We start from the raw sequence: 25,631 nt of genomic DNA, 5'->3' as shown, positions 1-25,631 counted from the left end.
AAGCCAATCTTTCCTTAGTAATGCCTCACTTACGGTGACAGTTTCCGGAATGTTTCGTCGACTCCGGGATTTGAGAAAACGGATGAAGTCAAGGACTTGATAGTACTTACCTGGAGGAAGACCGTTTAACTCACTTATTATCTCTTCCCTTGTCTGGCTCATTGCAACATCACTTCAGGTACCGATCATCTGGCAGCTCTACTTATATAATTCTCTCCCGAATCTGACTTGTCAGAAGACAGGAGCATAACCATTTCAATTTCAGCAAAGTGGTGATTATTTGAGATAAAAAGGTCTAATCTTTAACAGGAACGGCGCGCATACAAAACCCCTCCGATCCCTCTTCGCATAACTCCCCGGATCATGGGTTGCCATAAAAAAACTGCATTTTTCTTCTATTCTCCATTCAATCCGGAGTAATCGTGCATCCACCTCCAATCCACAAGACGCTGATCCTTTATCTTCTCCCGCTCCAAGTGGGGTGTATGAAGTGCCCGGTTTGTGGTGATGACTGCGTCTCCGATGCCTTTGACCTGATCAATACGATGGAGACGATCTTCTCGCCCTGTCCCCGGTGCAGGGGCAGGCATCTTGACAAGAAGATTCCTCCGCCAGATTATATCCCTCCCGATACCTGCTCATGCGGGAAGCGGTTCATTGACGATGTCTATGCGGTGATGTATAGGATTGGTGTTGAGGAAGGGGATCTCACCGGTTCCGAGCCGCTGAAAGAGGTCGGCACACCACTTATCCATCCTGGCTTTGTCCTGCATGAGGCGCCATACCTGCCCCGCCACTCGCTCGTCCTCCTCACCGATCAGCTCGGGAAAAAAACCGCAGAACGGATCATCGCCGAAGTGCCGGAGGTCAGGGGGATTATTCAGGATAATCATATCATACCCGGCATCACCGATCCCGATTCGGATCTTCCTCCAAAGACGCATACCCTCCTTGCAGGCTGCGATGTCAGGGCAAATATCTTTGCAACCCAGGTCGGCCCGATCGTCATTTACAAACAGTCATCAATGATGCATATCGAATTCCCTCGGCCAATCAATCCAAAGATCATCTCTGTGGATCGCAAGGTCTTTACAAAACGGCCGAAGGTCTTTGTTGATGCCTGTTGTGGAGCAGGAACACTCGGTATTGCTGCCGCACGGCTCGGTGTCAGGCACCTGATCTTCAATGATGCCTGGTATGCTGCTGCCTTCTGGACCGCATTCAATCTCAAGGTGAATCATGCCTACCTTGGGATTGATGATGTGGAGATATTCGAGAGTTATACTGCGATGGCGGATACGCCGGTGAGGAGTGAACCCCGTCTTGTTGCAACCGCCCGTGGCGGAATCTCGGCAGAGGTCTATCAGGGCGATTTCAGGCATCTTTCTCCACATATCCCCGCAGAAAATGTCCTTGCGGTGATCGATCTCTTTGACAAGGCCTCCCGTGAGATGGTGGAGGATACCATCACGGCCTGGAAGGCAAAAAACCATGGGGATGTATTTATCCCATAAAAAAACCAATATTTTACGGGAACTAGCCTGGGTGGTTAGACGTCACCTGTCACCCGAAACCGTCGACATGCGGGGGGCGAAGTCTGAGGAAGGCTGAGGCAGCTTCCGGGAAGCAGTATCTTCCGACGTAGAAGCCTCGTCCTATGAGGTCAACGGCCAGGGACCAATCCTCCGGAGGGGGGTGAGGCCTGTTGCTGCGGGTACCGGTTCAGGCCCGGAAGGGAGCAGACTTACCGCAGACGTCTGGCGCCCATGGGGTGGCGGGGTGGAGAAGGGGGGTCTGTGGAACGGCGGTATGTGCTGTCGACCGATGACGTGTTCCCAATCTGCTGATTTCTATGGTGAAAGTAACGATCATCGGAGCGACAGGCCAGGTCGGTTCATATGCAGCTCATGCGATATCACAGATTCCGCATGTGAAAGAGGTGAGCCTCTTTGGCCGTGATGGAAACCAGCTGTTTCTCGAAGGGCTGGCCCGCGATCTCAAAGACTCATTTGCGGCACGCGGAACCAATACCCGTATCTCATGGAGTTGTGATGAGAAAGACCTCCGTGGATCTGAGATCATCATACTGGCCTCGGGTGCTGCCAGAAAGTCCGATCAGAACAGGCTCGATCTCGCAGTCGATAATGCACGGATTGTCGCAGGATATGCGGAAAAGATCGGTAGGAACGCATCGGAAACACTTCTCTTTGTCGTTTCAAATCCGGTCGATGTCATGACCGCAGTTGCCCTCAGGTACTCAAATCTCCCGCCACACCGGGTATTCGGGCTTGGAACGCATCTTGACTCGATGCGGCTGAAATCCTGTATTGCAGAGTTCTTTAACGTTCACGTTTCCGAAGTCCACACACGGATCATCGGAGAACATGGCGATTCGATGGTGCCTCTCTGGTCTGCAACAACGATCGGCGGTATCCAGATTAACAACCTGCCTGCATTCTCGCACATCCCCAAAGAGGAGATGATGGAGCGGGTAAAGACGAGCGGATCGCTGATCATCCGGAACAAGGGATCAACCGTCTACGGTCCGGGCGATGCGATTGCCACTATCATCAGGACAATCGTCGAGGACGAACACCGGATATTGACCGTCTCTGCCTTCATCAGGAAAGAGGTGCATGATATCGGGAGCGTCTGTATCGGTGTTCCTGCACGGATCACGCGGGGTGGAGCATTTCCAGTGCCTATCAACCTATCTGACGATGAGCTGGAGGCATTCAGGTTCTCAACCGAACAGATCCGCGAAGTTACGCATCATGTCTTCAAGACTCTTGAAGAAGATGAAATACGACCCGTTTAATCTCTTTTAAAAAAAGTTTAGATCATCCGGCTGAGATCGACGATCTCTGCACGGTCGATTCCGGGGATATCATTGAACTGTGATTCAATCCCTTCTGTTGCACCTTCTTCATCCTGGATGACCGTTGCAACCTTTAATGCAACAAGGCCAAACCCGATCGGCTCGTCCCTGATATCAGAGACGCCCGGTATCTTCTCACGGATTGCAAGTTTTAATCCTTCGAGATCAACATCGGTCGATTCCGGCATTACTCTCAGAATAACTGCTACTGCTCCCATCTTCAGGGCCCCTGGAATCCGCACTTCTGGCAGACATATGGTATGCTCTGAAGTCTGCACCTGGCACACCGGCGGATAACCTCGGAGCACTCTGGACATTTAAATTCGGTAGCACCTCGCTCAGCGAGCGGGGCATGGCATGATGTGCACTTTACTGTTGACATAGTCGGACTCCCTTATATGGTTGGGATCAATCGGTTATAATCCCTCTGTCCGGGCGGGGATATGAGCCCATCAAAACAACACCCCTCCTGATTTGATGGGATGAAATTCTGGGTCATTTGTTCCGTCAGATCTCCATAATGAGCCCTGAATATATCATTCAACTGCTCAATATCCCTGCCCTTGTCTTGAACAGCGATACGGTTCCACTGCCAGATTACCCAAAAACCCATTGAAAAGACAAAGCTATCGCTCTCTTTATTCCCCTCTCACCAAGGGGTTTGCCTCTTCTGACTGCAGGAATCAGTCCTCAGAATAACGTACTCAGGTGTGTCGGGTTCTTCACCCCGGCACGCAACCCCGTCAGGAGGAGCATTTGATAAACAACAAAGTTGAGGATTATATAGAGTTCCCGGCTTTCATGCTGAATCCTCCTGAGGTGAAAGGTAACTGATGCCTTCATCCGGGCATGTACCCGTTCACACTCACCACGGCTTCGCATGATTGCTGAGAATTCAGGGTCGAGAAGATTCTTGTTTCGGAAATGCATCCCGACCTGTTCCACTCTTCCGTTCTGGAAGAGGAATCTCAACTGTTGAGCCAGGGGAGCGTGGATATCTCCCCCTGCTCTCCAGAGCTTGTTGACCCAGTGTCTGATTCTCTCAACATTTCCTTCATTCTGGAGAACTGCTCCCTCCCGGATATCGATACAGGGTCGGGCATTCAGATGATACCAAACCTGAGCATGTGCTTCAAATGAGTCATATCCTGCATCAAGCAGCACATTGATGAGCCGTGGATTCAATGTCTTCACCCGTTTAAGAAGAGGTAGAAGATGAGATGGATCAGCATCGGTTCCATACGAATAGACCATTGCAAGAGGGTATGGTCCCAGATGGAAGATATGCGCTTTATCCATCTTCACCGAGTAGTGCGGATGAAACGGAGCATATTTGTCGTACCGGGAAGCTTCAATCGGAGTTGAATCAATGATACCTACCATCTCATTCTGTGCCCAGAGAAGGATTGCCTCGCCGACAAGGTGCATGAGCCGTTTCATCCCCTTGACTCCGAGACGGTATTTCACGAAGTAGTGGAGTGTTGCTGAATTGGGTATGATGTACCCATCTTCGCCCAACTCTGCCCCAAGATGAAAACAATCCTCGTCTGTCAGGAGAAGAATTGTCCGGGCATAGGATTGTTTCCTGAAACACTTGATGATAAGGAGTTTCAGCAGGAGATGAACCGGATAACGGAATCTGGTGCTTCCTGTGGGGTAGTATTCTCGTTCAATGGTCTGTGCAATTGTGTGCAGATGCGATGAACTCAGGAATTCTGAGATAGAGGTTCCCTGTTCAATCTCTTTAATTCGACCTGCTTTTTCCGAGAACTCAATGCTGGAGTCCATGAGCCAGTCGTACGCTGAGTATATAAACCTGACTGAAAACCCCTCTTAGGGGCGCAAAAAAGGTGAGAAGACCAGGAAAAATGAGGGAAATAACGTATAAATTGATGGGATTTTTCAGAAGAGCGCAGAATGACGGAAAAATGGGGAGGTTTTATAAGTCAGATCGGTGGTTTGATGGGCTCGATATAAGTGCCCTTCGAAAAATCCCCGGAAAGTGCCTCTCGGAGCCTCCCCTCCTTCCGGCCGTTCACAACAGCAGCCCTCACGTTATGCTCGAGGATGAAGGGAAGGAAGGCAGTATCAACAGTATCGGTTGCGATGGGGTCTGTGACGATATCAATCTTTTTTCCATCCAATAGCAGTCCATCAACAGATTTGAGGACGATCAGGGGAAGTCCTGATCGCCATGCAACCCATGCGGCAATGGTATCGGATGTCACATCCCACGTATGCGGAAGGGGATCTTCTCTTCTGAGAAGGCAGTATGGCAGGAGGACCGATGGTGTGTTGATCTCCCCCGGTTGATCAACTGCGGGGATGCCAAACGATGCGATTCTGTGGCCATACTGCTCCATTGCCGAGATTGCCATCCAGTGCGCGGCATCGGGTTCGGGATCGATCAGCCGGACTGCATCGGCTCCCGCTCCCCCGCCTGGAACGATCAGGAGCCTCTTCCCAGACTCAAGAAGTGTCTGCACCAGTTCCGGCAGTATATCGGCGAGGCTTCCTCCAACCTTCACCACATACCCATCCATATGAAGAATAAAACCGTGACGGCAATAAAGGAATAGATCGAAAACTCTTCATGCGCTCACCTCTCCTCCTTCTCCTCTTCATTCTCCTTCTCATCCCTGCTGCCGCCACCGCCGGGATCACCGTTACTGCCTTCTGCCCGGATCCATATCTCCCCAATGATCCCGATGAATTCATTCTCCTCACCGGGCAGGGGAGCCTGGAAGGCTGGACGATCACCGATGGCGAAGGGACACTCGGCTTCCCGCCGGGTAGCCGGATCGATGGGGATCTCGTCCTTGCCCGCCAGGCAGAGGCATACAAAACCACTCATGGTGTGTACCCGGATTTTGAATGGGAATATTCAACAGACGCGGTCCCGGTTCTTATCCACAACGGCCGCTTCATCCTGGCAAATACAGAGGATGAGCTAGAGCTCTGGTATCGTGGCAACAGGCAGTTTGAGATCGCCTGGCCACGGGATGTAAAGCCGCGTGAAGGGCAGATCCACCGGATCATCGATGGCGTCTGGAACCCGCGCCCGTTTCTGATCGGGCAGAGCGACTTCTCGCCGATCCATATTGAAGGCGTCTCTGCCACCCTCTTCGTCTCCCCAGACTCAGCCTATGAGGTGATGGAACAAGCGATACGATCAGCAGAACGCTCAATTGAGGTGAGCGTATACGAATTCACACATCCGGGCATCGGAGAGCTCCTCATGGATGCGCAGAAGCGGGGTGTCGTGATCCGGATTCTCGTGGATGGATCTCCGGTCGGCGGCGTCTCCCCGGAACAATCTGCCCTCCTGACTGTCCTGAACCAGAGTGGAATTTCTGTCGATTATATGGGTATCTCTGGTGGTGAGAGATCGAGGTATCGATTCCTCCACTCCAAGTACCTTATCATTGATTCCGAATCTCTCCTCATAACGAGCGAAAATATCAAGGAGAGCGGGATGCCTCTCCCCGGATATGCCGGCAACCGGGGATGGGGGGTCTGGATACACGATGACCGGCTTGCAGACTATTTCGGGATGGTCTATTCCGAAGACAGCATCGGGAGGGATGTCGTTCCGATCTCCCCCATGCGGAACGCAGAGATTCCGGCCCCGGGTACATCCGATGCCCATACACAACGCTACAGCCCCCTCTTCATCGAAGGTGCAACCGTAATCCCGGTGCTCTCGCCAGATACATCCCACCTGGTCCCGGAGATGATCGCGGGAGCAACCCAAACAGTTGAGATTCAGCAGGCATACATACGGAACTGGACAAAAAATGCACCAAACCCCTGGCTTGATGCGGCAATTGATGCTTCGGAACGGGGGGTGAATGTCCGGATCATCCTTGATGCCAGCTGGTTCAATATTGAGGGTGATGCTGATAATGATGAGATGGTGGCATTCATCAACAGGCATGCGGAAGCAGCAGATCTCCCGCTTGAAGCACGGTTATATCTGGGAGATCGTGCCGGAATCACGAAGATCCACACCAAAGGAGTGATCGTGGATGGCAACTCCGTTCTTGTATCGAGCATCAACTGGAATGAGAATTCTCCCATGAACAACAGGGAGGCGGGGGTCATCATCAGGCATCCTGATGCCGCCGCATACTTCCTGCGGATCTTTGAAGAGGACTGGAAGAACGAGTATCGCCCGGCGGGGCAGATCGCCCTCCCCCTCCCTCCCGGTGACTGGTCAAAACCGGCAATCGCTATTGCTATCCTGCTCTTTTTTTCGGGAATTATCCTGGGAAAGCGTATCAGAAAAGATTAGGGTAATTTTTTCTTTTTCTTTGTACAATAGCAGATATCACAGATGGTGATAGCGGAAGACTTCTCTTCGTTCATCACGGCAAATGCCCATCTGTCAAGCATGGCAGCGATATCATCAGAGAGTTCAATCTCTTTGGATCCACGCTTCCTGCTGAGGTACTGTGATATGGCGGCGCGGGATATCCCGAGACGGCGGGAAACTTCGCTCTGCCTGACACCCTGTTCGTTCACAAGCCGGTACACAAGCTCCGCCCTCATGCGGGGAAGCACGTTCCGTGCCAGTTCGTCACAGTGGGTGATGTCGCAGAGCTGCTTCTTCATGCCGTAGCCCTCTGGCTATCAGCAACCCTGCACTCATAGATGATCTGCCGTGCATCCCGGAAGTTGAATTTCTCAAGGATCAAACCCTGTTCCTTGAGACGCTTCAATGCATACCGGACTGTACGGGGTGCAAGGCTGCTCTCTTTGACGATATCCTTGTGTGTCATTGAACCACCCTGCCGGAGAAGGTGAAGAACCTTCTGCGAGGATGGTGGCAGCATATGGGGGTGCATAGCAGTATGTTAACGCTGTTAACATATCAACCTATCGCTTCATAAGAGATCAGGTAGAATTTTCTTGAATGGCTTATCCATCGGAAAAGAAGGCAGGGATTCTTATTGTTGGTTCTCTTCTGGTGATCCTTCTCTTTCATCTCACTATCCAGGGAGCAGGTCCAGCGTTCTTCTCCCATCCCTATGATCCCGCTCTTCCTGATGGGAAACTGGTTGTGTATTCAGGAATAATAGATGATATCAGGACCACCTGGAGCGGCGGCCATACAATCATCATCCTCTCGGATGTAAAAGTCTTTATTCCGGGGGGAATTGATCCCCCTCCCCTCAGGATTGGTGATCCGCTCAAAGCATATGGTCTTCTCTCGACCTATGATGGTGAAAGAGAGATAATCATTCGGAAGGGATCTGACCTCATCCCCGGTTAACGGGGTTCGGACTCGAAGATATCGGCATTTTTTTGTGTATCGAACTTCAGGCTGCCGAAACCCTGAATCTTTTTCTTCTTCCCCCGTTCGCCTTCGATATCGGTATCAAAACCCTTCTTCTGCTGCCGCCCCTCGACGCCGGCTCCGGCAGAAAGGCTCTCATCGTCTTTAATCGTAATACGTGACATATGCAGGCTATTGATCTCTCCATAGATAAGGGTGCTGGAGAGATCAGGGGTTTACTGCCCATGCCGGGAGATCAGGGCTGAACCCGATCGCCCAGATCACAACCGTGAAGAGGAAGAATGTCCAGAAGACGACACCCATCAGGTTCAGCGCCCATCCTGATTTGAAGAGTGTCTTCATATCGATATACCCTGTTCCATAGGCAACTGCATTTGGCGGGGTGGCAACCGGGAGCATGAATGCAAGGGAGGCACAGACCGCGGCAGTCAGCATCAGCATGTAGGGGTGGATTCCCATTGAGACCGCTGTTACGGCCATGATCGGCATCATCACCGATGCAATGGCGGTATTTGAGGAGACCTCGGTGAGGAGGGAGACTGCGATTGCCACGATCAGCACGATTGCAACGATCGGGAGGAGCGAGAGCATCGTGAAGGAGTTGACGATCAGCTTTGCAAGGCCGCTTGAGATAAATGCAGCAGATAAACAGAGGCCTCCTCCAAAGAGGATGAGAATGCCCCAGGGGATCTTCTGTGCCCATTCCCAGTTCATGGTGAAGATCCCCTTCTTCATGTCTACTGGAAGGAAGAAGAGGAGGAGTGCTCCAAAGATTGCAATCACCGTATCATTGATTCCGGGGAAGATCTGGTCAAGGCCGGGGATTGTTGTGCCTCCGATCACCTTGGTGGAGGCAAAAATCCAGCTGAATGCAGTGAGGAGGAAGACGAAGAGGGTCCATTTCTCACCTTTGCTCATCGGCCCGAGCTCTTCCATCTCCTGTTCGATAACGTCCTTTGCCTGGGAAAGTTTCTGTGGCAGGTGGCGGTAGGGGACTTTAATCAGCCAGAGCCAGACGATCGGTATGAAGATCGCGGCAAGAGGGACACCGAACTTCATCCAGGTGAAGAAGTCGACTGTCGGTGCCAGGGGGAAGAGAACCTTCATCTGTGCGATGAAGATCCCGTTTGGCGGCGATCCGATGATGGTGGCAATGCCTCCAATGTTTGCGGCATAAGCAACTGCAATAACAAGGCATCCTGCAAAGTCACGCTGCTCTTCGTTCATCTCATCAAGTTTGGCATTCACCGCGGGCATCACGGTTGCAATGATCGCAATGGCGATTGGGATCATCATCATTGCGGTTGCGGTATTTGAGATCCACATCGAGAGGAATCCGGTTGCAACCATGAATCCAAGGATGAGCCTTCTTGGGCTTGTTCCAACGATATTGATGATGGAGAGTGCGATCCTCCTGTGCAATCCCCATCTCTGCATCGACATCGCGATGATAAACCCGCCGAGGAAGAGGAAGATGACAGGATCTGCATACGGGGTTGTTGCTTCACGTATCGAGAGGACGCCAAGAAGCGGGAAGAGAACGATTGGAAGAAGTGCTGTTACTTCAAGGGGAACTGCCTCTGTGACCCAGAAGATTGCCATCAGGAGTGTGACGGCAGCAACGTATCGCGCCTCAACCGGGATAACTGCCGGATCTACTGGTGCAAGGAGTAGTGCGATAAACACCAGTATGCCAATAATCTTCCCGATCTCTTTCTTCATTCCTTCAACATTAAGGAGTCAGAGAATATTAGTATTCCTTTTTGGAACCTCCCCGTTCCGGGAGTGGTGTGGAAGGTAAAATAAGCCTATATGGGAGATAAAATAGAAAAATAGTGTTACTACTACTTTTTCGATTTGTTCTCTTTCATCATCTCCAGTGCCTCGAGAACGGCTTTTCGCACCCCCTCATCCTCTTCATCCTTCATCATCTCAAGCGCTTTTTGTGCCGCATCGCCTCCGATTCTGGAAAGTGCCTTTGCTGCCTCCTTTCTGACTTTTCGTTCAGCATCATTCCTCAGGAGATCGGAGATCGGCTCCACTGCCTTTTGATCACCGATCCCGGCAAGTCCGATGACGGCACCAAGCCGGTTCCATTTATCCTCATGTTTCAGCAGTTCGATTAAGTGGGGCACCGCCTCGGGATCACCGAGCTTTCCAAGTGATTTTGCTGCCAGCCAGCTGACATCCACATACTCATCAGACAACGCCTCAATGAGGGGGCCGACAGCCCGGAGATCCCCCTCTTTTCCCAGCGCCTCAGCTGCCCGCCACCGGAAATTCAACGTTCCTGTCTGGAGAAGCGTTATCAGCTGAAAGAAAAGCTCTTCTTTTTTGGTTCCCTCTTCATCCATCTCCGCCATCAGTCACACACCTAAACGGCACTTTCATCCATGCCTACATAAAGGTGTTGATCCCTTCTGCCCCGGAGAAGAAGATGCAGGTTTTGATTGTGGAATCGTGACTCTCATAAGGTTCAGGTTCAAACCTATTGGCTATGGAGACGAAGAGAGATGGTGAATGCAACACTTTTGCAGTTGCGCCAGGTGAGAAGGTCGATATACTGGAGCTTGAGGAGCTTGGCTCCCGGTATGGTATTGATATGTATCTCTATTTTGAGGAGGATCTCGCCCGGAACTCAACACTTCAGAAAGATATGGAGGATTTTAATGCGGTCCCCGAGTATGAGCGCCCCTTTATACTGCTTGATAAGTTTATTGCCTTTGCTGCCAGCCAGGATCCACAATTCCGGGAAAAGCTGAAGGAGCTGCCACTGATCCTTGAGGTGATCGCGTGCGGGGAGATGACTATTGCAGGTGCAGATCACCGGTACATCACCACACTGATGCCATTTCTCCAGGATATGGAAGCACTTGAGATCTGATCCCTCAGTGCAATTGGAGGTGCCGCCCGGCAAGGGCGCCTCCATAGATTGCAGCCCCGAGAATGATGATCGTTGCGCCTGAGGGGAGGTTGGATGCATAGGAGAGGGCGATCCCGATAAGGACCGTTACGACGCCGATCAGCACTGCTGTTATCATCATCGTTTTGAGGGATTGCGTGTACAGGCGTGCAGTTGCCGCGGGAAGTGTCAATAATGCAATCACCAGGATGATCCCGACAACCGAGATGAGGGGGACGATTGTAAGTGCGATTAAGAGGAAGAGCACCAGTTTCAGCGCAGACACCGGCAGCCCCATCACCGCTGCATATTCGGGATCGAAGGTGACTGCCACAAGCCGGGGGAAGAGGGTGATCACAACTGCCAGTATCACTCCAAGCAGGAGTGCCATCAGGAAGATGTCTGTTAATGGAACAAGCAGGATGTTTCCGAAGAGATAACTGAAGAGATCCGGGGGATATCCGGGTGTTATCGAGATGAAGATTATACCAAGCGCCATACCGACTGCCCAGACTGCGGCGGTGATCGTATCAGTCTCCTGCATCTCGCGGACATTCAGGTACCAGAGAATGCAGGCTGCACCGATGGTGAAGATGACCGCACCGATCAGGGGGTCGATGCCGAGGAAGAATCCAAGCCCGACTCCCCCGAATGCAGCATGGGAGATACCTCCGCTTGTTGCTGCCATCCGCCTGACCACAACAAAGCTCCCGACAATGCCACAGGCAATAGCGGCAAGAATACCGGCTATAATGGCATTCTGGAAGAATCCGAGCCCGAGGATCTCAATCATCCCGGCCACCCCGATGATCGCGGAGGACACGATGGGGAACACCGTGGGCGATCAGATCAACCGGGCACCCGTACACCGACGTGAGCATATCTTCGGTGATGGTCGCATCCCCATGCGTATACAGCCGACGGTTTAAACAGGCGATTCTGTTCACCTGCCCGGATATCGCACTGATATCATGGGTGACTATGATCACGGCCATCGTTTCCCGGAGTTTCCCGATCAGCGAGAAGAAGAGCTCTTCTGCCGGAGCATCGATGTAGACGGTCGGTTCATCGAGGATGAGGAGGCGCGGATCGCCTGCAAGCGCCCGTGCAATAATTGCCCGCTGCTGCTGGCCGCCCGAGAGATCGGCAATCGGGTGATCTGAAAGCCCTGAGAGTCCGATCAGATCCATGGACATCTCCATTGCCTGGTAATCCTCCTCTGAATATCCCGACAAAAACCTCCTCTTCTGTGGGAGACGGCTCTGGAGGATCATCTCCGAGACGGTGATCGGAAAGGAGAAGTCGAAGGTATGGAACTGCGGGACATACCCGATCAGATCCCGGCCTTCCGAAGGCGGGTGGCCGAAGATACTGATGCTCCCGGCTGCGAGTGGGAGGAGGCCGAGGATTGCCTTGAGGAGGGTGGTCTTCCCGCCGCCGTTTGGCCCGATAATGGCGGCAAAATCATGCTCTTCCACCTCCCAGGTGACATTTTCGATGGCAACATGCCTGCCATAGCAGACTTTTACATCATTCAGAAGGAGGGCAGCTGTCATCTGTGGCCTCCCTGAAGTGCTTCTGCAACCCTGATAAAGTTCTCAAGGTATGCCTCTGGCAGGGGATCGATTACAACTACATCTCCGTTTATCTCGGCAGCAATGACACGGGCGGATCTCTCAGGGAACTGCGGTTCGATGCATACGATTCTGATTCCATCTTCAACAGCGATTCTGACAACCTCCTGTATCTCCCTTGCTGTCGGCTCCTTCCCGCCGATATGAACCGCAACCTGCTCGAGATCATATTCACGGGCAAAGTATCCCCATGCATCATGGGTTACGATGAACCGGCGGCCTGGGAGGGCGCCCAGTATCTCACGCACCTCTGCATCCACAGAAGCCGTTCTCTTCTGGTATTCATCGAGGTTCTCCTGATAGATCGCCTCCCCCTCCGGATCGATTGCGATGAGGGTACGTGCGATTGTTTCTGCCATCAGGGCACCATTTGTGGGCGAGAGCCAGATATGGGGATCTGCCGATTCCGTTGAAAGATGGTTCTCCTCATGCTCATGCCCTGCATCTCCTTTAATTAAGTCAATTCCTTCTGAGAGATCAACAACAAGCAGGCCGGGGTTCTGGGATGAGAGGCGGCTGACAAGCCGGTCTTCAAAAGGAAGCAGCCCATAACCGACCCTGAAGAAGATCCGGGATTCTGCGATAGACACGATCTGTCCGGGTGTCGGCTCGAAGGTATGGGGTTCGGTTCCAGGTGGTACAATTACGGTTACGGCGATCCTGTCGCCCCCGATTGCAGAAGCGATCTCTTTCATCGGAAGGATCGTCACCGCTACCGGAATCCTCCCATCCTCTTCATCACTCGTCGTCTCTACACATCCGGAGGAGAGGCATGCAATGAGGATCACCACAATGGCAAGAATCCCCGGATACCACAGGGAATCATTCTGCAGGCTCAATGCAACATCCCTCCTCATGCTCGATCCGTCCGCATACCGACATCATCGGGTGGCCAAGTGAGGCGCAGATCCGGTTCACCGCATCTCTTGAGACATGATATTCAAACCTCTTCACCTCGGCACAGGCTTCACCGGGGGTAAAACCATAGTGGGAGAAGAGGAGTGCCAGTATTCTATGCCTTCTCATGATGAAATGTGCAATATGCTCCCCTTTTTCTGTAAGGGTAGCTCCTGCATACGGCGTATGGATCAGAAGCCCCGCCTCTGCCATCTCACGGATCGCCTTGGTTCCGGTTGATGGCGATATGCCAAAATTATTGGCAATATCTGTTGTTTTTACGCATCCGCCAGATTCAAGGATGTATTTCAGGTACTCTGCCTTCCGTGGCGATACCTCATCTTCTCCCTGGAACTCCATATCTGGACTTTGGTTTTGGGAAAATAAAAGTTTCGGTTGGGTAAAAATCTTCCCGACTGCTGGGTATATATTTGTCCGTGTTCAGTAAGGGGTGAGGATTTCTGGATTATGGGAGTGAAGAGAAGCTTTTGGAGACCGGCCCTTGTTGTCAGCCGGTGTATAGAATTTGATCCTGTCAGGTACAACGGGGATATGATAGGAAGTCCACTCGTCCGTTCTATGAAGCCGGTAGTCACCTTCATTCCGGTCTGCCCTGAGGTTGAGATCGGGCTTGGCATCCCCCGTGATACGATTCGGATCGTAGAACAGAATGGCAAACTGCATCTCATCCAGCCATCCACAGGACGGGATCTGACCGAACTGATGCAGGGATTCTGCCGGGGCTTCCTTGATGAGATCCCGCCTGTTGATGGCTTTATCCTGAAGAACAAGTCCCCGACCTCAGGAATATCCGATGTGCGGCGGTATCCCTCCGCAGAGCCGTCCTCTCCCATAGGTAAGGGTCCGGGTTTCTTCGGGGGCATGGTACTGGATCGCTTCAGCGGCTATCCGATCGAGGATGAGGGGAGGCTGAGGAACCGGAGGATCAGGGATCATTTTCTCACACGGATCTTCCTTCTGGCCGATCTCAGGCATGTGGAAGAGATCGGATCCATGAAGGCGCTCATCCGTCTCCATACAGAGAACAAGCTCCTCTACCTCTGTTACAGCCAGGTGTTGCAACAGAGGCTCGGCCGGATTGTTGCGAATGCCGGGAAAAAGCCTCTCCCCCTTCTCATTAAGGAGTACAGGGAGACTCTTCTCGGCGGTATGAAGGCAGGACCCCGGTATACTGCCGAGATCAATGTGATCCTCCATGCATTCGGGTACCTGAAAGACTCATTATCCAGGGACGAGAAGGCATTCTTCCTTGAAGAGCTTGATTCGTACCGGAAGGGCAGAGTGCCGGTCTCTGTCATGAAGACGCTTCTTGCGGCATGGATTCTCAGAAGTAATGCCCCGGCACTTGCCGGACAGACATGGTTTGCACCATTCCCCGATGAGTTCATGGTCCTTGATCCGGAGGATACCGAGCGGGGGCGGGATATGTGGGAGTCGGAGATCAGCTGATCCGGGTCCCCACCAGGTAATGGCGGCGATGGCCGGTGATCCGCACACGGCATCTGGTTCCGATCGGAAGGGTCTCACCGATGATCACCGGCCGGTATGCAGAATCCCGTGATGAGACTGATCCTTCCTGCACAACTTCTGTGACGAGCACATCCAGCTCTTCTCCGATGAATCCGGAATAGATCCGATCGAAGATCTCCCCGGCAATCGCAGTTGCCAGCCGGGATCGGTCTTTCTTGAACCGATCCGGCATATCAGCCCTGCTGGCAGCCGGTGTCCCCGGCCGGTTCGAGTACCGGGTGATATTGATCTTCTCAGGCTCAATCACCCGGAGGAGATCGATCGTCTCTGCAAAGTCTTCATCTGTCTCACCTGGAAACCCGCAGATGATATCGGTTGAGATCCGGGCAGAGGGGAACCTTGAACGGATTGCACGGACAATCGCAATCACATCATCGCGGCAGTACCGCCGCCCCATCTGCCCGAGAACCGCATCTGATCCTGATTGCACCGGGATATGGAAGAATAAGAAGATCTGATCGTTTCTGCAGGCATCAAGGACATCATTGAGGATCGGCATGAGGGTGTCCGGGTTCATCATCCCAAGCCGCACCCGGTACGATCCCGGCACCCTCCCGATCGCCTCCAGCAGTCCGGCAAGGCTCTCCCCCCGGTCCATCCCCCATGCAGAGAGATCCTGTGCTGTCAGCTGCACCTCTACAGCACCCTCTCTCACCAGTCCTTCAAGCTCATTGACAATCTCTTCCAGGGGATGGCTCAGAAGCGGCCCCCTTGCTTTCCGGGTGATGCAGTACGTGCAATGGCCCGGACATCCCTGTGCCACCTGGAGGATGGCAGGGTTCCCGGAGGGGTAAACTCCCGTCTTCTTGAAATGGCCGTGAATGGTATCCGGATCGATCACGAATCCCCCGCAATCCGGATCGATCTTCGGGAGGCAGCCGGTGACGAAGAGGTTCCGATCCCGGCATTCGGCAATCCTCTTCCTCATCTCCCGTTCTGTTTTTTCGATTACAATACAGGTATTTATGAGAATGCAGTCTGCATCATCGGGAGACGGGGTAATAATACACCCTTGTGACTCCAGAATGATCCTGATCTTCCCTGTATCGCCGTAATTATAGGTGCACCCGTAGGTCTCGATGTAGACTTGTTTATTCCATATCCCGGTGATTGAATCCGGCTGTCCTTCTGCGGGTTGCATATCTCCTCTATCAGATCGGTGCGGACCTACAAAAAAGAGATGATACCGGATCATCCGGCTCCCTATCATCTCCGCTGATCCCGCCCATGCCCGGAGAAGTCTATATCTCTTCCGGGGATAAGGTTGAGATGAGGTGCAGGAGAATGCAGCAGAACACCCTCTCCGGAGATGGTTCCATAAGTGGCAGGCTTGAGAGGATACGCGTATTTGCCGCAAAATACACCCCGGATCAGGATCATGACGAGCAGGTGATGAAGAATGCCCTCATGCTCTTTGACCAGCTCGCCCCCCTGCACGGCCTATCGGGAGAGGAACGCTTCCTCCTCCAGGCAGCAGCCATCCTGCATGATATCGGGTGGAGCCAGCCGGACGCGGCCCATAACAAGACCGGAGCCCGGATGGTCCGGGCAGACACCTCCCTTCCCCTGAAGAGGGATGAGCGGGAGATAATAGCTCTGCTTATCCGGTATCATAGAAAAACTCCGCCCTCCCTCCGGCAAAGGCGCTTTGCTGAACTGAATCAGGGAGACCGGGAACGCGTGCAGAAGCTCGCCTCCCTCCTCAGGATCGCAGACGCCCTCGATCGCTCACACCAGTCTCTTGTCGATACCATCACCGCCACGATAGGTGGGGATGAGGTGATCCTCCACTGCTCTTCACGGAGCAAGGGGTACCCTGAATGCGAATATGCACTGGAGCGTTCAGATCTCTTCACCGCCCTCTTCTCCCGCGAGGTGGTCATCGACTGGAGGGTAACTCCTTAACGGGAGAAACGCTCTGCCACCCGTTCAAGCCAGGACTTTCTGAGTTCCCGCTCCCGGAGATCCTCTTCAAGCTCCCTCACCTGTGACCAGAGTGTTCTCAGTTCCGATCGCGAGAGGGCGACCTCTTCCCGGAGATTTGCGATCTCACGGAGGATCAGGCCGGTATCTGCTTCCATGCCGTCACGGATTGCGCCAAGCCGGTGATCGATTGCGTTTGTCCTCTCCCCGGCCAGCCGGGAGGCGATGGCGATCTCATCCAGCAGATCAGATCCCTGTGGGGATGGTGGCAGGGTTGCTGATCGCACCCCTCCATGCTTCTTCTCTCTCTCCTCATCCATCCCGATCTCGTGAAGGGGCTTTCCACCACGGAGAACTGCCACAATCCCCTCATGGCTTAATCCCTGTGATGTCAGATCGGCGATCACACGGAACCGTTTGAGGGCACTCTGTTCATAGATCCTGACTTTTCCGATCGTCCGATGCGGAAGAAAGTCATTATATTCATCTGCATACTGCCGTACCAGGTCTTCTGACAGGGAGAGAAGGCTTGCAATCTCCGGTATCCTGATCGAATCGTCATCAGGCAATGATATCACCGCTCATACTCTCTGTTGGAGGAGTACAAACATAAACCCTTATCATTCAGCCGTGATCAAAACAGGGGCGGATGATAACCGGGGAGAAAGGACTTATCTGTGCATTGAGTATATATAATAATTAGATAATGGAAGGCGACAGCGCAGCACAGGGGAATCAGCCGGGTCACAGGTTCTCCGGTGTCTCAATCAAGAATGAACCCTTCACCGTCTCGGCAGCTCGCGGCATCCTCCGGCTCGAGCCCGAATCAACAACAGGAAATGTTCGGGAATTTTCCCGTGATGCCCTCTTCGATGCAGTCCCCGAGATCGATAGCGAAGGCCTTCCCGCCCTTGCCCTTGCGATCAACACGTCGAACGGTATCCGGCGTATGGTCCTTTCCTTTCCCGAATGGGCAGGGGGTACCCAGGGCCGTGACAGGCTTGAAGCCCTGATCCGGGCGATTATTCAGGGAAAAGGTGATTCGCCTGCGGGTATTGCCTCGAAGAATGATCAGATCTTTTCCGGTGTTCTGATCAAGGGTGAGCGGTTTGCTATCGGGATTGACCCCTCCGGGATCACGTTAACATCCGGAGATGGAAAAGGGAAACGGTCCGGTTTCCCCCTCTCTGCCATTACCGGGGTGGAGTTGGAACCCGGAAATGGAGATTCCCCCTCCCTCGCCCTTGAGATCAGCACATCCGGTGGTATCAGGCGGATGATCCTCTCCTTCCCGGGTGATGCCGGAGGATCATCCGCACGTGACCGGGCGATCAGCATGATCCGTAATATCAGGGGGAACAGTGCCCCCGGACAGGAGATCCCTGCTCCAAAAAAAGCTCCTGCCACTCCCTTTTGTTCAATCACCGGTATCACCATCAAGGATATCCCCTTCAGATCCGATCTCTATCTCGACCGGATCTGCCTGATCCCGGAAGCAGGTGAAGGCGCACCCCGTGAATTTCAGAGATCTGATCTCTTCGATATCGTCCCTGAGTTTACACCGGACGGCCACCAGTCTGCGGTCCTTGCCATTGCAACCGGAAGTGGCATCCGGCGCCTGATCCTCTGTTTCCCTTCAGAGAAAGGGGGTTCATTTGAGCGGGACCGGTTCATTGTACGGGTTCAGGAGATCATCGACGGGACAGCCGGGAGCAGGCCCGAGACTCTTTCAAAGAGAGGACGGGCTCCTGCAAAAACAGAATATCCGATATGCCAGAGATCCGAACTCCTGATGGATAATGAGCCAGTCGGCCTTCTTCTCACCTCAAAAAGGCTCATCATCTATGAAGGTGACGGCACCTCGGCGTCGGTGCGGGAAGAGTTCCGTTCATCACAGGTCCTTGATGCATCCCCCACAATCGATCTCTTCGGGATGCCGGCAGTCACCATTTCGCTCATCTCAAGGGAGAAAGAGATCTTCCACCGGATCATCGTCTTCGAGGAGGAAGACGAGCGTGATACCTGGATTGCGTATCTCACCGCGGATGAAACCCCTCCCCCCATGATCGAGGGGGAGTATGATGATCTGGAATCGGCTGGTCGTGAGTACCCGGACGAGATAGTGGATGAACCCGAAGAAGAATCGGAGGAAGAGGACGAAGAGGAGGAAGAGATTCCTCCACCTCCAAAAGACGATCAGAAACCGCCACCTCCTGTATGCCGGTGCCCGGTATGCGAGACGATCATCGCTCCGGGAAGCCCGTGGTGCGACACCTGCGGCGTACGCCTCTCCCCTGACCATGACTGGAGGGGACTCTCGGAATATGTGCTCCTGACGACGGAGGACGACCCCCTTACCCCGCGCCCGAAGCGGGAGCATGGCCGTATCCTGACATTTCTCTTTGCACCGTCCGGTGCTGCGAGGTTCCAGGATGATCCCCTCCCGCTCCCGCTCACCTTCTTCCTCACCTCGATGCTCGTCTGTATCCTCGGCACCATCGGGATTATCAGCTTTCTTGCAGGGCGTGCCGGAGTTGATCCCGCCCTCTATCCGGTCATCTCGGAGCTGATCACCGACCCTGCGACAATGGCAGTCTTCACCATCACAACCCTGATCGCAGCAGGAGCAGCGGTTCTGATCGCCGCGTTCCTGGCATTTCTGATCACCGGGAGGGTTGAGGGGAGTTTCGGGAGGCTGCTCCGGATAACGCTCTACGCTGTACTTCCTTTTGGAATAGTGGGGCTTCTTCCTGTTGCAGGTCTTTTTATCGCCGGCATATGGTCGATTCTTGTACTCTCGGGCGCACTCAGGAGCACGTTTGACTTCTCGATACCTGCCTCCCTCTTTCCCCCGGTTGCCAGTTACGGTGCCGCTCTCTTTGCGGGCATTCTCCTCTCGGGAGGGATTCTATGAGGCGTTCTCTGCTCCTCTCCTTTCTCATTCTGGCCTTCTTTATATGCGGAACAGCATCTGCTGTGAATGTGATGATCGCAAGCGATACCACATCCGTCGTCGTTCCAGGCACCATCACCTTCACCGGATCGGTCTTGGGAAACGAGACAGACGTGAGTGAATGGTCATGGCAGTTTGCAAGGGTGGGTGATCCCTCGTCTGCAACGCGGATGGTCGGGAGTGGCAGGGTGGTGACAAAGACCTTCGATCGTGCCGGTACCTATCGTGCAGTCCTCTATACGATGGTTGACGGACAGAACTTCCAGAGCAATCCCTATGACGTGATGATCTATGAGAGTGATTTTGTGCCGGTACCGGAGTTTGAGGCATCTCCTGTAACCGGAACAGCTCCCCTCACCGTCATCTTCAGGGATACGTCACAACACCTTCCGACAAACTGGCACTGGACATTTGGTGATGGGGCAACGGGAACCGGCCAGACAGTGGTACATACCTACACAGAGCCGGGATCCTACTCGGTCATCCTTGCAATCGAGAACCCTGCCGGAAGGTTTACAAAGACCTTCTCAAATCACATCACCGTCACCACTCCCCCGGCCGCCCTCTTCTCTGTTGACAGGACAAGCGGCGAGCTCCCGCTCACTGTTCAGTTCACCGATGAATCAACCGGAGGCATCACCTCATGGCATTGGGATTTTGGTGATGGCTCAACCTCAACACTTCAGCACCCCTCGCATACCTACACCAAAAAAGGAGAGTACACGGTTACCCTGAAGGTCGAAAACAGGCATGGAACGGCAACCACCGAAAAAAACAACTTGATCACACTTGATAAAAATCCGGTTGTGGACTTTGGTGTTGACCAGCAGAGGGGAGGAGCTCCCCTCACTGTCCGGTTCACCGATCTCTCCGGCGGCAGCCCGAACCAGTGGCGATGGGATTTTGGTGATGGACGGAGTTCCATCCAGCAGAACCCAACCCATACCTATACCCACCCCGGAACATTCCGGGTACAACTCACCGCATCAGGAACGAATGTTGCGGGATCGCTCACCCGGACCGGGTATATTGTTGTACGGGATCAGCCGACTGCTGCCTTTGATGCCGGGAAAACATTTGGAAACGCTCCCCTCACCATCCGGTTCTCGGATCGTTCGATCGGCGGCCCTGAAGAATGGCGATGGGAGTTTGGCGATGGTTCCGGCAGTTCAGAGCGGCACCCGAGCCACACCTACACAGAAGAAGGCACCTACTCTGTTCTGCTGACGATAAAAAATTCAGATGGATCAGACTGGCACCTGGAGGAGAACTATATCACCGTCCTGAAACCGACACCGGCTCCTGCGGCTATGCTGATGGCTGATCCGGCAGATAATGGCAGTCAGGACGGTGCAGAAGATCCCATCCCCTCCCCGACGCTCAATATCTCGCTTGATATCCCGATCGTGCAGCCACGGGATCTCCTTCGGGAATATTTCAATCTGATAATGGCTCTTCTTGGAAGATAATAGCAGGAAAAACTATCATCATCCCGGTATCATTACAGCCTATGAGCATCAAAACCGAGGTTATTGAGAAGGTTGGAGCCCTGATGACTGTTGCATTCGGGCTTGTTGCGGCACTTGCCTGGAACTCATCGATCCAGGCCCTCTTTCGGGAAATCTTTGGGACTGCGGATAATCTCGCTGCAATGTTTGTGTATGCAATCATTGTAACGGTGATCGCAGTTATCGCCACCACCTGGATAGCCCGCCTCCAGGCAGCAGCCACCCGTGAAGAGGAGGGCAACGACTGAACCTGCAAGCCTGATCAGGCAGGCGGCCTGTTGTCAAAGAACATCACAAGCCACCGCTCGACACAGGCGAAGCGCCAGAGATCTGTTGAGTATGGCGCCTTCCCGTATAGGAATGCCTCGAACTCATGGAGGAGACAGTCAGCGTCCCAGTAAGGCCGTGATCTGAACCGATCAGTTGTAAAGAGTGCAAGGATCTGATCGGCAAGCACTTCTTTCATCCAGATGGCTTCCGGTGTCGAGAACCCCATCTTATCCCTCCGGTGCACGATCTCATCCGGTACAAGACCAGAAATTGCCTGCCTGAGTACATGTTTCGTCTCGCCATCTCTTACCTTCTGGTCAAGGGGGAGGGAGGCGATATATTCAACGAGCCGGTAGTCAAGGAATGGCACACGCGCCTCGATAGAGAATGCGCTTGCATTCCGATCCTCGTAATGGAGGAGTGCAGGCAGGTTCGTCTCGGAGATCTCACGTCTCAGAATCTCAGAAAGCGGCCCATGATATCGGTCGATTACCGGATAATCCCCCCGGATGCATGCCCTTCTCCTCCGCCTGACCGCAAGCTGGGATCTTGCATCCAGGAAGAACGGGAGGTGCCGCCTGAGGGCATGGAACCATGCGGTGATTGCAGCAAGCGGTTTTCCAGATGCCCAGAGCTCCTTTCCAAGCGAGGGGAGATACCCGATATATCCGGCAAGCTCCTCATCCGCACCCTGCCCGTCGAGGACGACTTTCACATGGCTGCTTGCAGCCTGCATCACACAGTACTGGGAATAGCAGGTGAGTGAGCCAAACGGCTCGTCCATCATGTAGAGGAGCCTGGCGAGATCTTCCTTCAGGCAGGCGCCATCCGGGAAGATCCGATCGTTTGATGCCCCGGTCGCATCAAGGATGATATTCATATACCGGCTCTCGTCAGATGCCGGATCATCGAAGCAGGCAGAGAAGGTCCTCTGCCGTTCGCCGACACTTTCAGGCGATTCCCTTTTGATCAGGCGGTTGATCAGGGCTGTCACCGTGGATGAATCGATCCCGCCGGATAGGCATGTGCCAACCGGGACATCTGATCTGAGCCTGAGCCTGACCGCATCCTCAAGCAGTACAAGGAGCTCTTTTGGGGCGGCTGTATTGATCTCATCTGTTGAAACTGTCTCGGAACTCACGGTGAGCTCGAAATAACGTATCGCCTCTCCTGCTCCCTTTGGCGAGACGGTGATGAAATGTCCGGGCGGGATCTGGAATACCCCTTCAAACATCGTCTTTTCAGTGTGATCGTGAACCCCCCATGCGAGGAATGTCCGTACCATCTCGTCATCGGGCCTCCTCCCGACCTCAGGGTGGAGGAGAAGTGCCTTAATCTCGGATCCAAACAGTATCCCGCCGTTTATCGGCGCATAATAGAAGGGCTTGATCCCAAAGCGGTCACGGGCACAGAAGAGGCTTTCATCATGGGTATTGTAGATGGCAAACGCCCACATGCCATTGAACCGGGAGAGGCAGTCTGCACCCCACTCCTCGTATGCATGGAGGATCACCTCGGTATCCGTCTCTGTGGAGAACCGGTGGCCGCTTCGGATCAGCTCAGCTCTCAACTCGATATAATTGAAGATCTCCCCATTATAGACGATCCAGAGGGTACCGTTCTCATTAGCCATCGGTTGGATGCCTGAATCAGAGAGGTCGATGATCTTTAAGCGGCGATGGGCGAGCGAGACCCTCCCCGATGTATAGATGCTCCCGCCATCAGGTCCCCTGTGCCTGAGGATCTCGCTCATCCTCCTGACCAGATCCTTGTCAGGGGATCCGGATCCAAAACGGTAATCGCCAGCTATTCCGCACATGAGAGAACCTCGGGAAAGTATATGGGATGGATCACTCTTTTTTCTGCTTCTTTGGAACCCCGGAGAGATCGCATGATGCATCGCAGGATCCGTTTACGACCCGGTATGCATCTGCCAGTACTGCGGCATTGGCGAGGAGTCCTGCGATCAGCACCGCCTCAAGGATCTCCTCCCGTGTTGCGCCTTTGGACTGGGCTGCCCGCATGTGGTACTCGACACAGTGGCTGCATTTCAATGCTGCACCAACAGCCATGCTGATCAGTTCGACCACTTTTGGATCGAGTTGGGAGAGCTGCGTGACTGAGCCTTTGTAGAGGAGATGTGAGATGAGTACCTCGGGCTTCTCGCTCATCCGCTGGAATATCAGGGGGACTGTGCCATACTCCTGCTCGATCTGTTCGAGCCAGCACCGTGCGGTCTCCTCTGATCCATCCTCTTTGATATGCTGAATAATATCCTCGAAGTCCATCTCCATCTACACCACGATATGAGTCTCTGAAAAAGGTTTGATCTGCACCAATATGTAATCACGCATTCGTGATGGTGAAATCCATGCGGTATCGCCGATCGTCACATCCTCCTCAACAGGAAGCGATCTGATTGTATCATGATACCGATCAAAAGGCAGTTTTATCCGAAGTCCGGTGAGCTGGACGGTGACCGGTGTCGGGGAATAGACCTGATGAATATCGGGTATTCCGTCTTCGATCACCTCTTTCAGCCGTGCGGGAGAGACCGAGAGGGGGTCATGGGTGATCTCGTCCCGGATCTGATTTAATACCCGTGCAGTCTCTTCGACGACCGCATCAAGCCGTCCGATATCCGCTTCGGTCCGTGTCCTGTGCATGAACCTGCCGAGGTTGCCGACATAGCCTGCTGCCGGGGGATCGGTGATCCGTTTCAGTGCCTCGAGCGGGGGTGCCCCGGTCAGGATGATCGGGACATTCACGCCCCTCCTGAGTCCGTTGAACTTCTGCTCGATACAGGTCTCGAAGTTGCCGAGGACATAGATGGCAAGATCGTGTTCATTGATCACATCCCGCTCCTCATCATTCAGCTGTGAGATCCGCTTCCCAAACCCGCGTGCCAGGCCGACCATATTCGTCTTGGCGCCGACAGTCCTGAGATATTCGGCAATGTCGCAGGCGGAATGGGGGAGGTGATGGATCTCAAGGCTCGGGATGACGACGGCTATCTCACAGCCGACAAGCGGCGACTCGGCCACCTCTCCGGCGAGCGGCTTTGTGAATGCGGTGAACCGTCCGATATCATCTTTTGGGATGAATGCCTGAAGCACCATCTCCTGTGCCATCTCATGTTTCTGGACGATGTATCCGCCGAGATCCTCGATATAGTCAATAACCTCGTCATGCCGGTACACGCCGCCCGTATAGGTGATCGGAACAAGGATCATGCCATCTCCTCCCCGATCAGCTTAAACTGTGCAGATACCAGATCCCCGACGACATGTTCGGGGAGCGTATTCTCACTTGCGGCATAGAAGAACTGCCGTTTTCCATAGGATTCCCTCCGTACTTTAAAGCCCTCGGGTGCGATTACGGTCATCGCGTAGATTAAGTCACGGAGCACGGTATCGGCACGGTTCACAATCTCGATCTTCTCGAAATCCTCTGGGATCTCCACATCCGAGATGATGATGGTGAACCGATCGGGCTGATCGACATTATCATGCCCGAAGATCTCATAGAGGCGGGTGAGGAATTGTGCGAGATAGGTCTCGTCCCGGATGGAGATGACTGTATCATTCCCCTGCACCTGGATCGATCCGATATCAGAGATCCGGACGGCAGCACCCGCATCCCGGATCGTTCCGACAGCAACAAAGATCGGTATCCTCGGATCGATGAAGATCCGGAGTTTTGAGATGACCGCTGTGAGGTTGTGGTCTGAGAGGACGGTCTCGGTGATCTGCTTGTAAAAATCCCGGCCTGTCTCTTCAAAACATTCGACCTCAAACGCATCCAGCAACGTCATGG

At 53.4% G+C, this 25,631-nt stretch carries 29 protein-coding genes and 1 other RNA gene; 11 read left to right on the top strand and 19 right to left on the bottom strand.

Features of this window, described 5'->3' with window-relative positions:
- The first annotated feature begins 485 nt into the window (after positions 1-485).
- The 3 genes from ACYUBO_RS11065 to ACYUBO_RS11055 all read left to right on the top strand — a co-directional run bounded on the left by ACYUBO_RS11065 (position 486) and on the right by ACYUBO_RS11055 (position 2,818).
- Positions 486-1,514, top strand: a complete 1,029-nt coding sequence (locus tag ACYUBO_RS11065; protein ID WP_460374491.1) for a hypothetical protein — start codon at positions 486-488, stop codon at positions 1,512-1,514.
- A gap of 15 nt (positions 1,515-1,529) precedes the next feature.
- Positions 1,530-1,839, top strand: an RNA gene (gene ffs / locus ACYUBO_RS11060) — signal recognition particle sRNA.
- 13 nt (positions 1,840-1,852) lie between these two features.
- Positions 1,853-2,818 (top strand): malate dehydrogenase, encoded by a 966-nt coding sequence (locus tag ACYUBO_RS11055; RefSeq protein WP_460374489.1) that lies wholly within the window; start codon positions 1,853-1,855, stop codon positions 2,816-2,818.
- A gap of 17 nt (positions 2,819-2,835) precedes the next feature.
- On the opposite strand, the gene ACYUBO_RS11050 is transcribed toward ACYUBO_RS11055, so the two are convergent.
- The 4 genes from ACYUBO_RS11050 to ACYUBO_RS11035 all read right to left on the bottom strand — a co-directional run bounded on the left by ACYUBO_RS11050 (position 2,836) and on the right by ACYUBO_RS11035 (position 5,421).
- Positions 2,836-3,096: an elongation factor 1-beta gene (locus tag ACYUBO_RS11050; protein ID WP_300333236.1), complete on the bottom strand. Its 261-nt coding sequence runs from the start codon at positions 3,094-3,096 to the stop codon at positions 2,836-2,838.
- A gap of 2 nt (positions 3,097-3,098) precedes the next feature.
- Positions 3,099-3,260: a zinc finger domain-containing protein gene (locus tag ACYUBO_RS11045; RefSeq protein WP_300333234.1), complete on the bottom strand. Its 162-nt coding sequence runs from the start codon at positions 3,258-3,260 to the stop codon at positions 3,099-3,101.
- 308 nt (positions 3,261-3,568) lie between these two features.
- Complete coding sequence (locus tag ACYUBO_RS11040) at positions 3,569-4,666, bottom strand: transposase (protein ID WP_460371484.1); 1,098 nt, start codon at positions 4,664-4,666, stop codon at positions 3,569-3,571.
- A gap of 158 nt (positions 4,667-4,824) precedes the next feature.
- Positions 4,825-5,421, bottom strand: coding sequence for a uridylate kinase (locus tag ACYUBO_RS11035; protein WP_460374486.1), 597 nt, complete (start codon positions 5,419-5,421; stop codon positions 4,825-4,827).
- 50 nt (positions 5,422-5,471) lie between these two features.
- Between ACYUBO_RS11035 and ACYUBO_RS11030 the strand changes: the two genes are divergently transcribed.
- Positions 5,472-7,172, top strand: a complete 1,701-nt coding sequence (locus ACYUBO_RS11030) for a phospholipase D-like domain-containing protein (protein ID WP_460374483.1) — start codon at positions 5,472-5,474, stop codon at positions 7,170-7,172.
- On the opposite strand, the gene ACYUBO_RS11025 is transcribed toward ACYUBO_RS11030, so the two are convergent.
- Together ACYUBO_RS11025 and ACYUBO_RS11020 are read right to left on the bottom strand one after the other, a co-directional pair.
- The gene (locus ACYUBO_RS11025; RefSeq protein WP_460374480.1) at positions 7,169-7,492 is read right to left on the bottom strand and encodes a transcriptional regulator; all 324 of its coding nucleotides are present in this window, start codon (positions 7,490-7,492) and stop codon (positions 7,169-7,171) included. The genes ACYUBO_RS11030 and ACYUBO_RS11025 overlap by 4 nt on opposite strands.
- Positions 7,489-7,725, bottom strand: a complete 237-nt coding sequence (locus tag ACYUBO_RS11020) for a winged helix-turn-helix domain-containing protein (RefSeq protein ID WP_300334521.1) — start codon at positions 7,723-7,725, stop codon at positions 7,489-7,491. Before ACYUBO_RS11020 ends, ACYUBO_RS11025 begins: the two co-directional genes overlap by 4 nt.
- 68 nt (positions 7,726-7,793) lie before the next feature.
- Here ACYUBO_RS11020 and ACYUBO_RS11015 point away from each other — a divergent pair, with 68 nt between their 5' ends.
- The gene (locus ACYUBO_RS11015) at positions 7,794-8,153 is read left to right on the top strand and encodes a hypothetical protein (protein WP_300334520.1); all 360 of its coding nucleotides are present in this window, start codon (positions 7,794-7,796) and stop codon (positions 8,151-8,153) included.
- On the opposite strand, the gene ACYUBO_RS11010 is transcribed toward ACYUBO_RS11015, so the two are convergent.
- From ACYUBO_RS11010 to ACYUBO_RS11000, 3 genes are all read right to left on the bottom strand, one after another.
- Positions 8,150-8,341 (bottom strand): hypothetical protein, encoded by a 192-nt coding sequence (locus tag ACYUBO_RS11010; protein ID WP_460374477.1) that lies wholly within the window; start codon positions 8,339-8,341, stop codon positions 8,150-8,152. The two genes, ACYUBO_RS11015 and ACYUBO_RS11010, sit on opposite strands and share 4 nt — an antisense overlap.
- A 43-nt stretch (positions 8,342-8,384) precedes the next feature.
- On the bottom strand, positions 8,385-9,899 hold the full coding sequence (locus tag ACYUBO_RS11005; RefSeq protein WP_460374474.1) for an SLC13 family permease: 1,515 nt from the start codon (positions 9,897-9,899) through the stop codon (positions 8,385-8,387).
- 122 nt (positions 9,900-10,021) lie between these two features.
- Positions 10,022-10,540: a HEAT repeat domain-containing protein gene (locus ACYUBO_RS11000; protein ID WP_300334702.1), complete on the bottom strand. Its 519-nt coding sequence runs from the start codon at positions 10,538-10,540 to the stop codon at positions 10,022-10,024.
- Between the two features lie 134 nt (positions 10,541-10,674).
- On the opposite strand from ACYUBO_RS11000, the gene ACYUBO_RS10995 reads away from it, so the two are divergent.
- Positions 10,675-11,061, top strand: coding sequence for a hypothetical protein (locus ACYUBO_RS10995; protein ID WP_460374471.1), 387 nt, complete (start codon positions 10,675-10,677; stop codon positions 11,059-11,061).
- Positions 11,062-11,065: 4 nt separating this feature from the next.
- On the opposite strand, the gene ACYUBO_RS10990 is transcribed toward ACYUBO_RS10995, so the two are convergent.
- From ACYUBO_RS10990 to ACYUBO_RS10975, 4 genes are read right to left on the bottom strand one after another with little or no spacing between them, the layout of a single operon-like run.
- The gene (locus ACYUBO_RS10990) at positions 11,066-11,902 is read right to left on the bottom strand and encodes a metal ABC transporter permease (RefSeq protein ID WP_460374469.1); all 837 of its coding nucleotides are present in this window, start codon (positions 11,900-11,902) and stop codon (positions 11,066-11,068) included.
- Entirely contained in the window at positions 11,865-12,635 is a 771-nt protein-coding gene (locus ACYUBO_RS10985) for a metal ABC transporter ATP-binding protein (RefSeq protein WP_460374466.1), read from the bottom strand. Before ACYUBO_RS10985 ends, ACYUBO_RS10990 begins: the two co-directional genes overlap by 38 nt.
- On the bottom strand, positions 12,632-13,552 hold the full coding sequence (locus tag ACYUBO_RS10980) for a metal ABC transporter solute-binding protein, Zn/Mn family (RefSeq protein WP_460374463.1): 921 nt from the start codon (positions 13,550-13,552) through the stop codon (positions 12,632-12,634). Before ACYUBO_RS10980 ends, ACYUBO_RS10985 begins: the two co-directional genes overlap by 4 nt.
- Complete coding sequence (locus ACYUBO_RS10975; RefSeq protein ID WP_460374461.1) at positions 13,536-13,970, bottom strand: metal-dependent transcriptional regulator; 435 nt, start codon at positions 13,968-13,970, stop codon at positions 13,536-13,538. Before ACYUBO_RS10975 ends, ACYUBO_RS10980 begins: the two co-directional genes overlap by 17 nt.
- A 108-nt stretch (positions 13,971-14,078) precedes the next feature.
- On the opposite strand from ACYUBO_RS10975, the gene ACYUBO_RS10970 reads away from it, so the two are divergent.
- Positions 14,079-15,080 (top strand): YbgA family protein, encoded by a 1,002-nt coding sequence (locus ACYUBO_RS10970; RefSeq protein ID WP_460374458.1) that lies wholly within the window; start codon positions 14,079-14,081, stop codon positions 15,078-15,080.
- Here ACYUBO_RS10970 and ACYUBO_RS10965 read toward each other — a convergent pair.
- Complete coding sequence (locus ACYUBO_RS10965; protein ID WP_460374455.1) at positions 15,073-16,302, bottom strand: MiaB/RimO family radical SAM methylthiotransferase; 1,230 nt, start codon at positions 16,300-16,302, stop codon at positions 15,073-15,075. The two genes, ACYUBO_RS10970 and ACYUBO_RS10965, sit on opposite strands and share 8 nt — an antisense overlap.
- A gap of 143 nt (positions 16,303-16,445) precedes the next feature.
- Between ACYUBO_RS10965 and ACYUBO_RS10960 the strand changes: the two genes are divergently transcribed.
- Positions 16,446-17,066 (top strand): HD domain-containing protein, encoded by a 621-nt coding sequence (locus ACYUBO_RS10960; RefSeq protein ID WP_460374452.1) that lies wholly within the window; start codon positions 16,446-16,448, stop codon positions 17,064-17,066.
- On the opposite strand, the gene ACYUBO_RS10955 is transcribed toward ACYUBO_RS10960, so the two are convergent.
- Positions 17,063-17,653 carry a MerR family transcriptional regulator gene (locus tag ACYUBO_RS10955; protein WP_460374449.1) on the bottom strand — a complete coding sequence of 197 codons (591 nt, stop codon included), beginning with the start codon at positions 17,651-17,653 and terminating at the stop codon, positions 17,063-17,065. The genes ACYUBO_RS10960 and ACYUBO_RS10955 overlap by 4 nt on opposite strands.
- Before the next feature lie 137 nt (positions 17,654-17,790).
- Between ACYUBO_RS10955 and ACYUBO_RS10950 the strand changes: the two genes are divergently transcribed.
- From ACYUBO_RS10950 to ACYUBO_RS10940, 3 genes are read left to right on the top strand one after another with little or no spacing between them, the layout of a single operon-like run.
- Complete coding sequence (locus ACYUBO_RS10950; protein ID WP_460374446.1) at positions 17,791-19,998, top strand: Yip1 family protein; 2,208 nt, start codon at positions 17,791-17,793, stop codon at positions 19,996-19,998.
- Positions 19,995-21,506 carry a PKD domain-containing protein gene (locus tag ACYUBO_RS10945; protein WP_460374443.1) on the top strand — a complete coding sequence of 504 codons (1,512 nt, stop codon included), beginning with the start codon at positions 19,995-19,997 and terminating at the stop codon, positions 21,504-21,506. The genes ACYUBO_RS10950 and ACYUBO_RS10945 overlap by 4 nt, the downstream gene beginning before the upstream one ends.
- Before the next feature lie 41 nt (positions 21,507-21,547).
- Positions 21,548-21,793 (top strand): DUF5654 family protein, encoded by a 246-nt coding sequence (locus ACYUBO_RS10940; RefSeq protein WP_460374440.1) that lies wholly within the window; start codon positions 21,548-21,550, stop codon positions 21,791-21,793.
- Positions 21,794-21,807: 14 nt separating this feature from the next.
- Here ACYUBO_RS10940 and asnB read toward each other — a convergent pair whose 3' ends face one another.
- From asnB to ACYUBO_RS10920, 4 genes are read right to left on the bottom strand one after another with little or no spacing between them, the layout of a single operon-like run.
- Positions 21,808-23,634, bottom strand: coding sequence for an asparagine synthase (glutamine-hydrolyzing) (gene asnB, locus ACYUBO_RS10935; RefSeq protein WP_460374437.1), 1,827 nt, complete (start codon positions 23,632-23,634; stop codon positions 21,808-21,810).
- Positions 23,635-23,665: 31 nt separating this feature from the next.
- Complete coding sequence (locus ACYUBO_RS10930) at positions 23,666-24,103, bottom strand: carboxymuconolactone decarboxylase family protein (protein ID WP_300333100.1); 438 nt, start codon at positions 24,101-24,103, stop codon at positions 23,666-23,668.
- Between the two features lie 6 nt (positions 24,104-24,109).
- Positions 24,110-25,048, bottom strand: coding sequence for a methanogenesis marker 7 protein (locus ACYUBO_RS10925; RefSeq protein ID WP_460374434.1), 939 nt, complete (start codon positions 25,046-25,048; stop codon positions 24,110-24,112).
- Positions 25,045-25,629, bottom strand: coding sequence for a methanogenesis marker 17 protein (locus tag ACYUBO_RS10920; protein ID WP_300333105.1), 585 nt, complete (start codon positions 25,627-25,629; stop codon positions 25,045-25,047). Before ACYUBO_RS10920 ends, ACYUBO_RS10925 begins: the two co-directional genes overlap by 4 nt.
- Positions 25,630-25,631: the final 2 nt, after the last annotated feature.

This window comes from Methanocalculus sp. MC3 (assembly GCF_054767395.1).
Note: the sequence above shows the minus strand (reverse complement) of the source record. Positions and strands in the feature narration are given on the sequence as shown.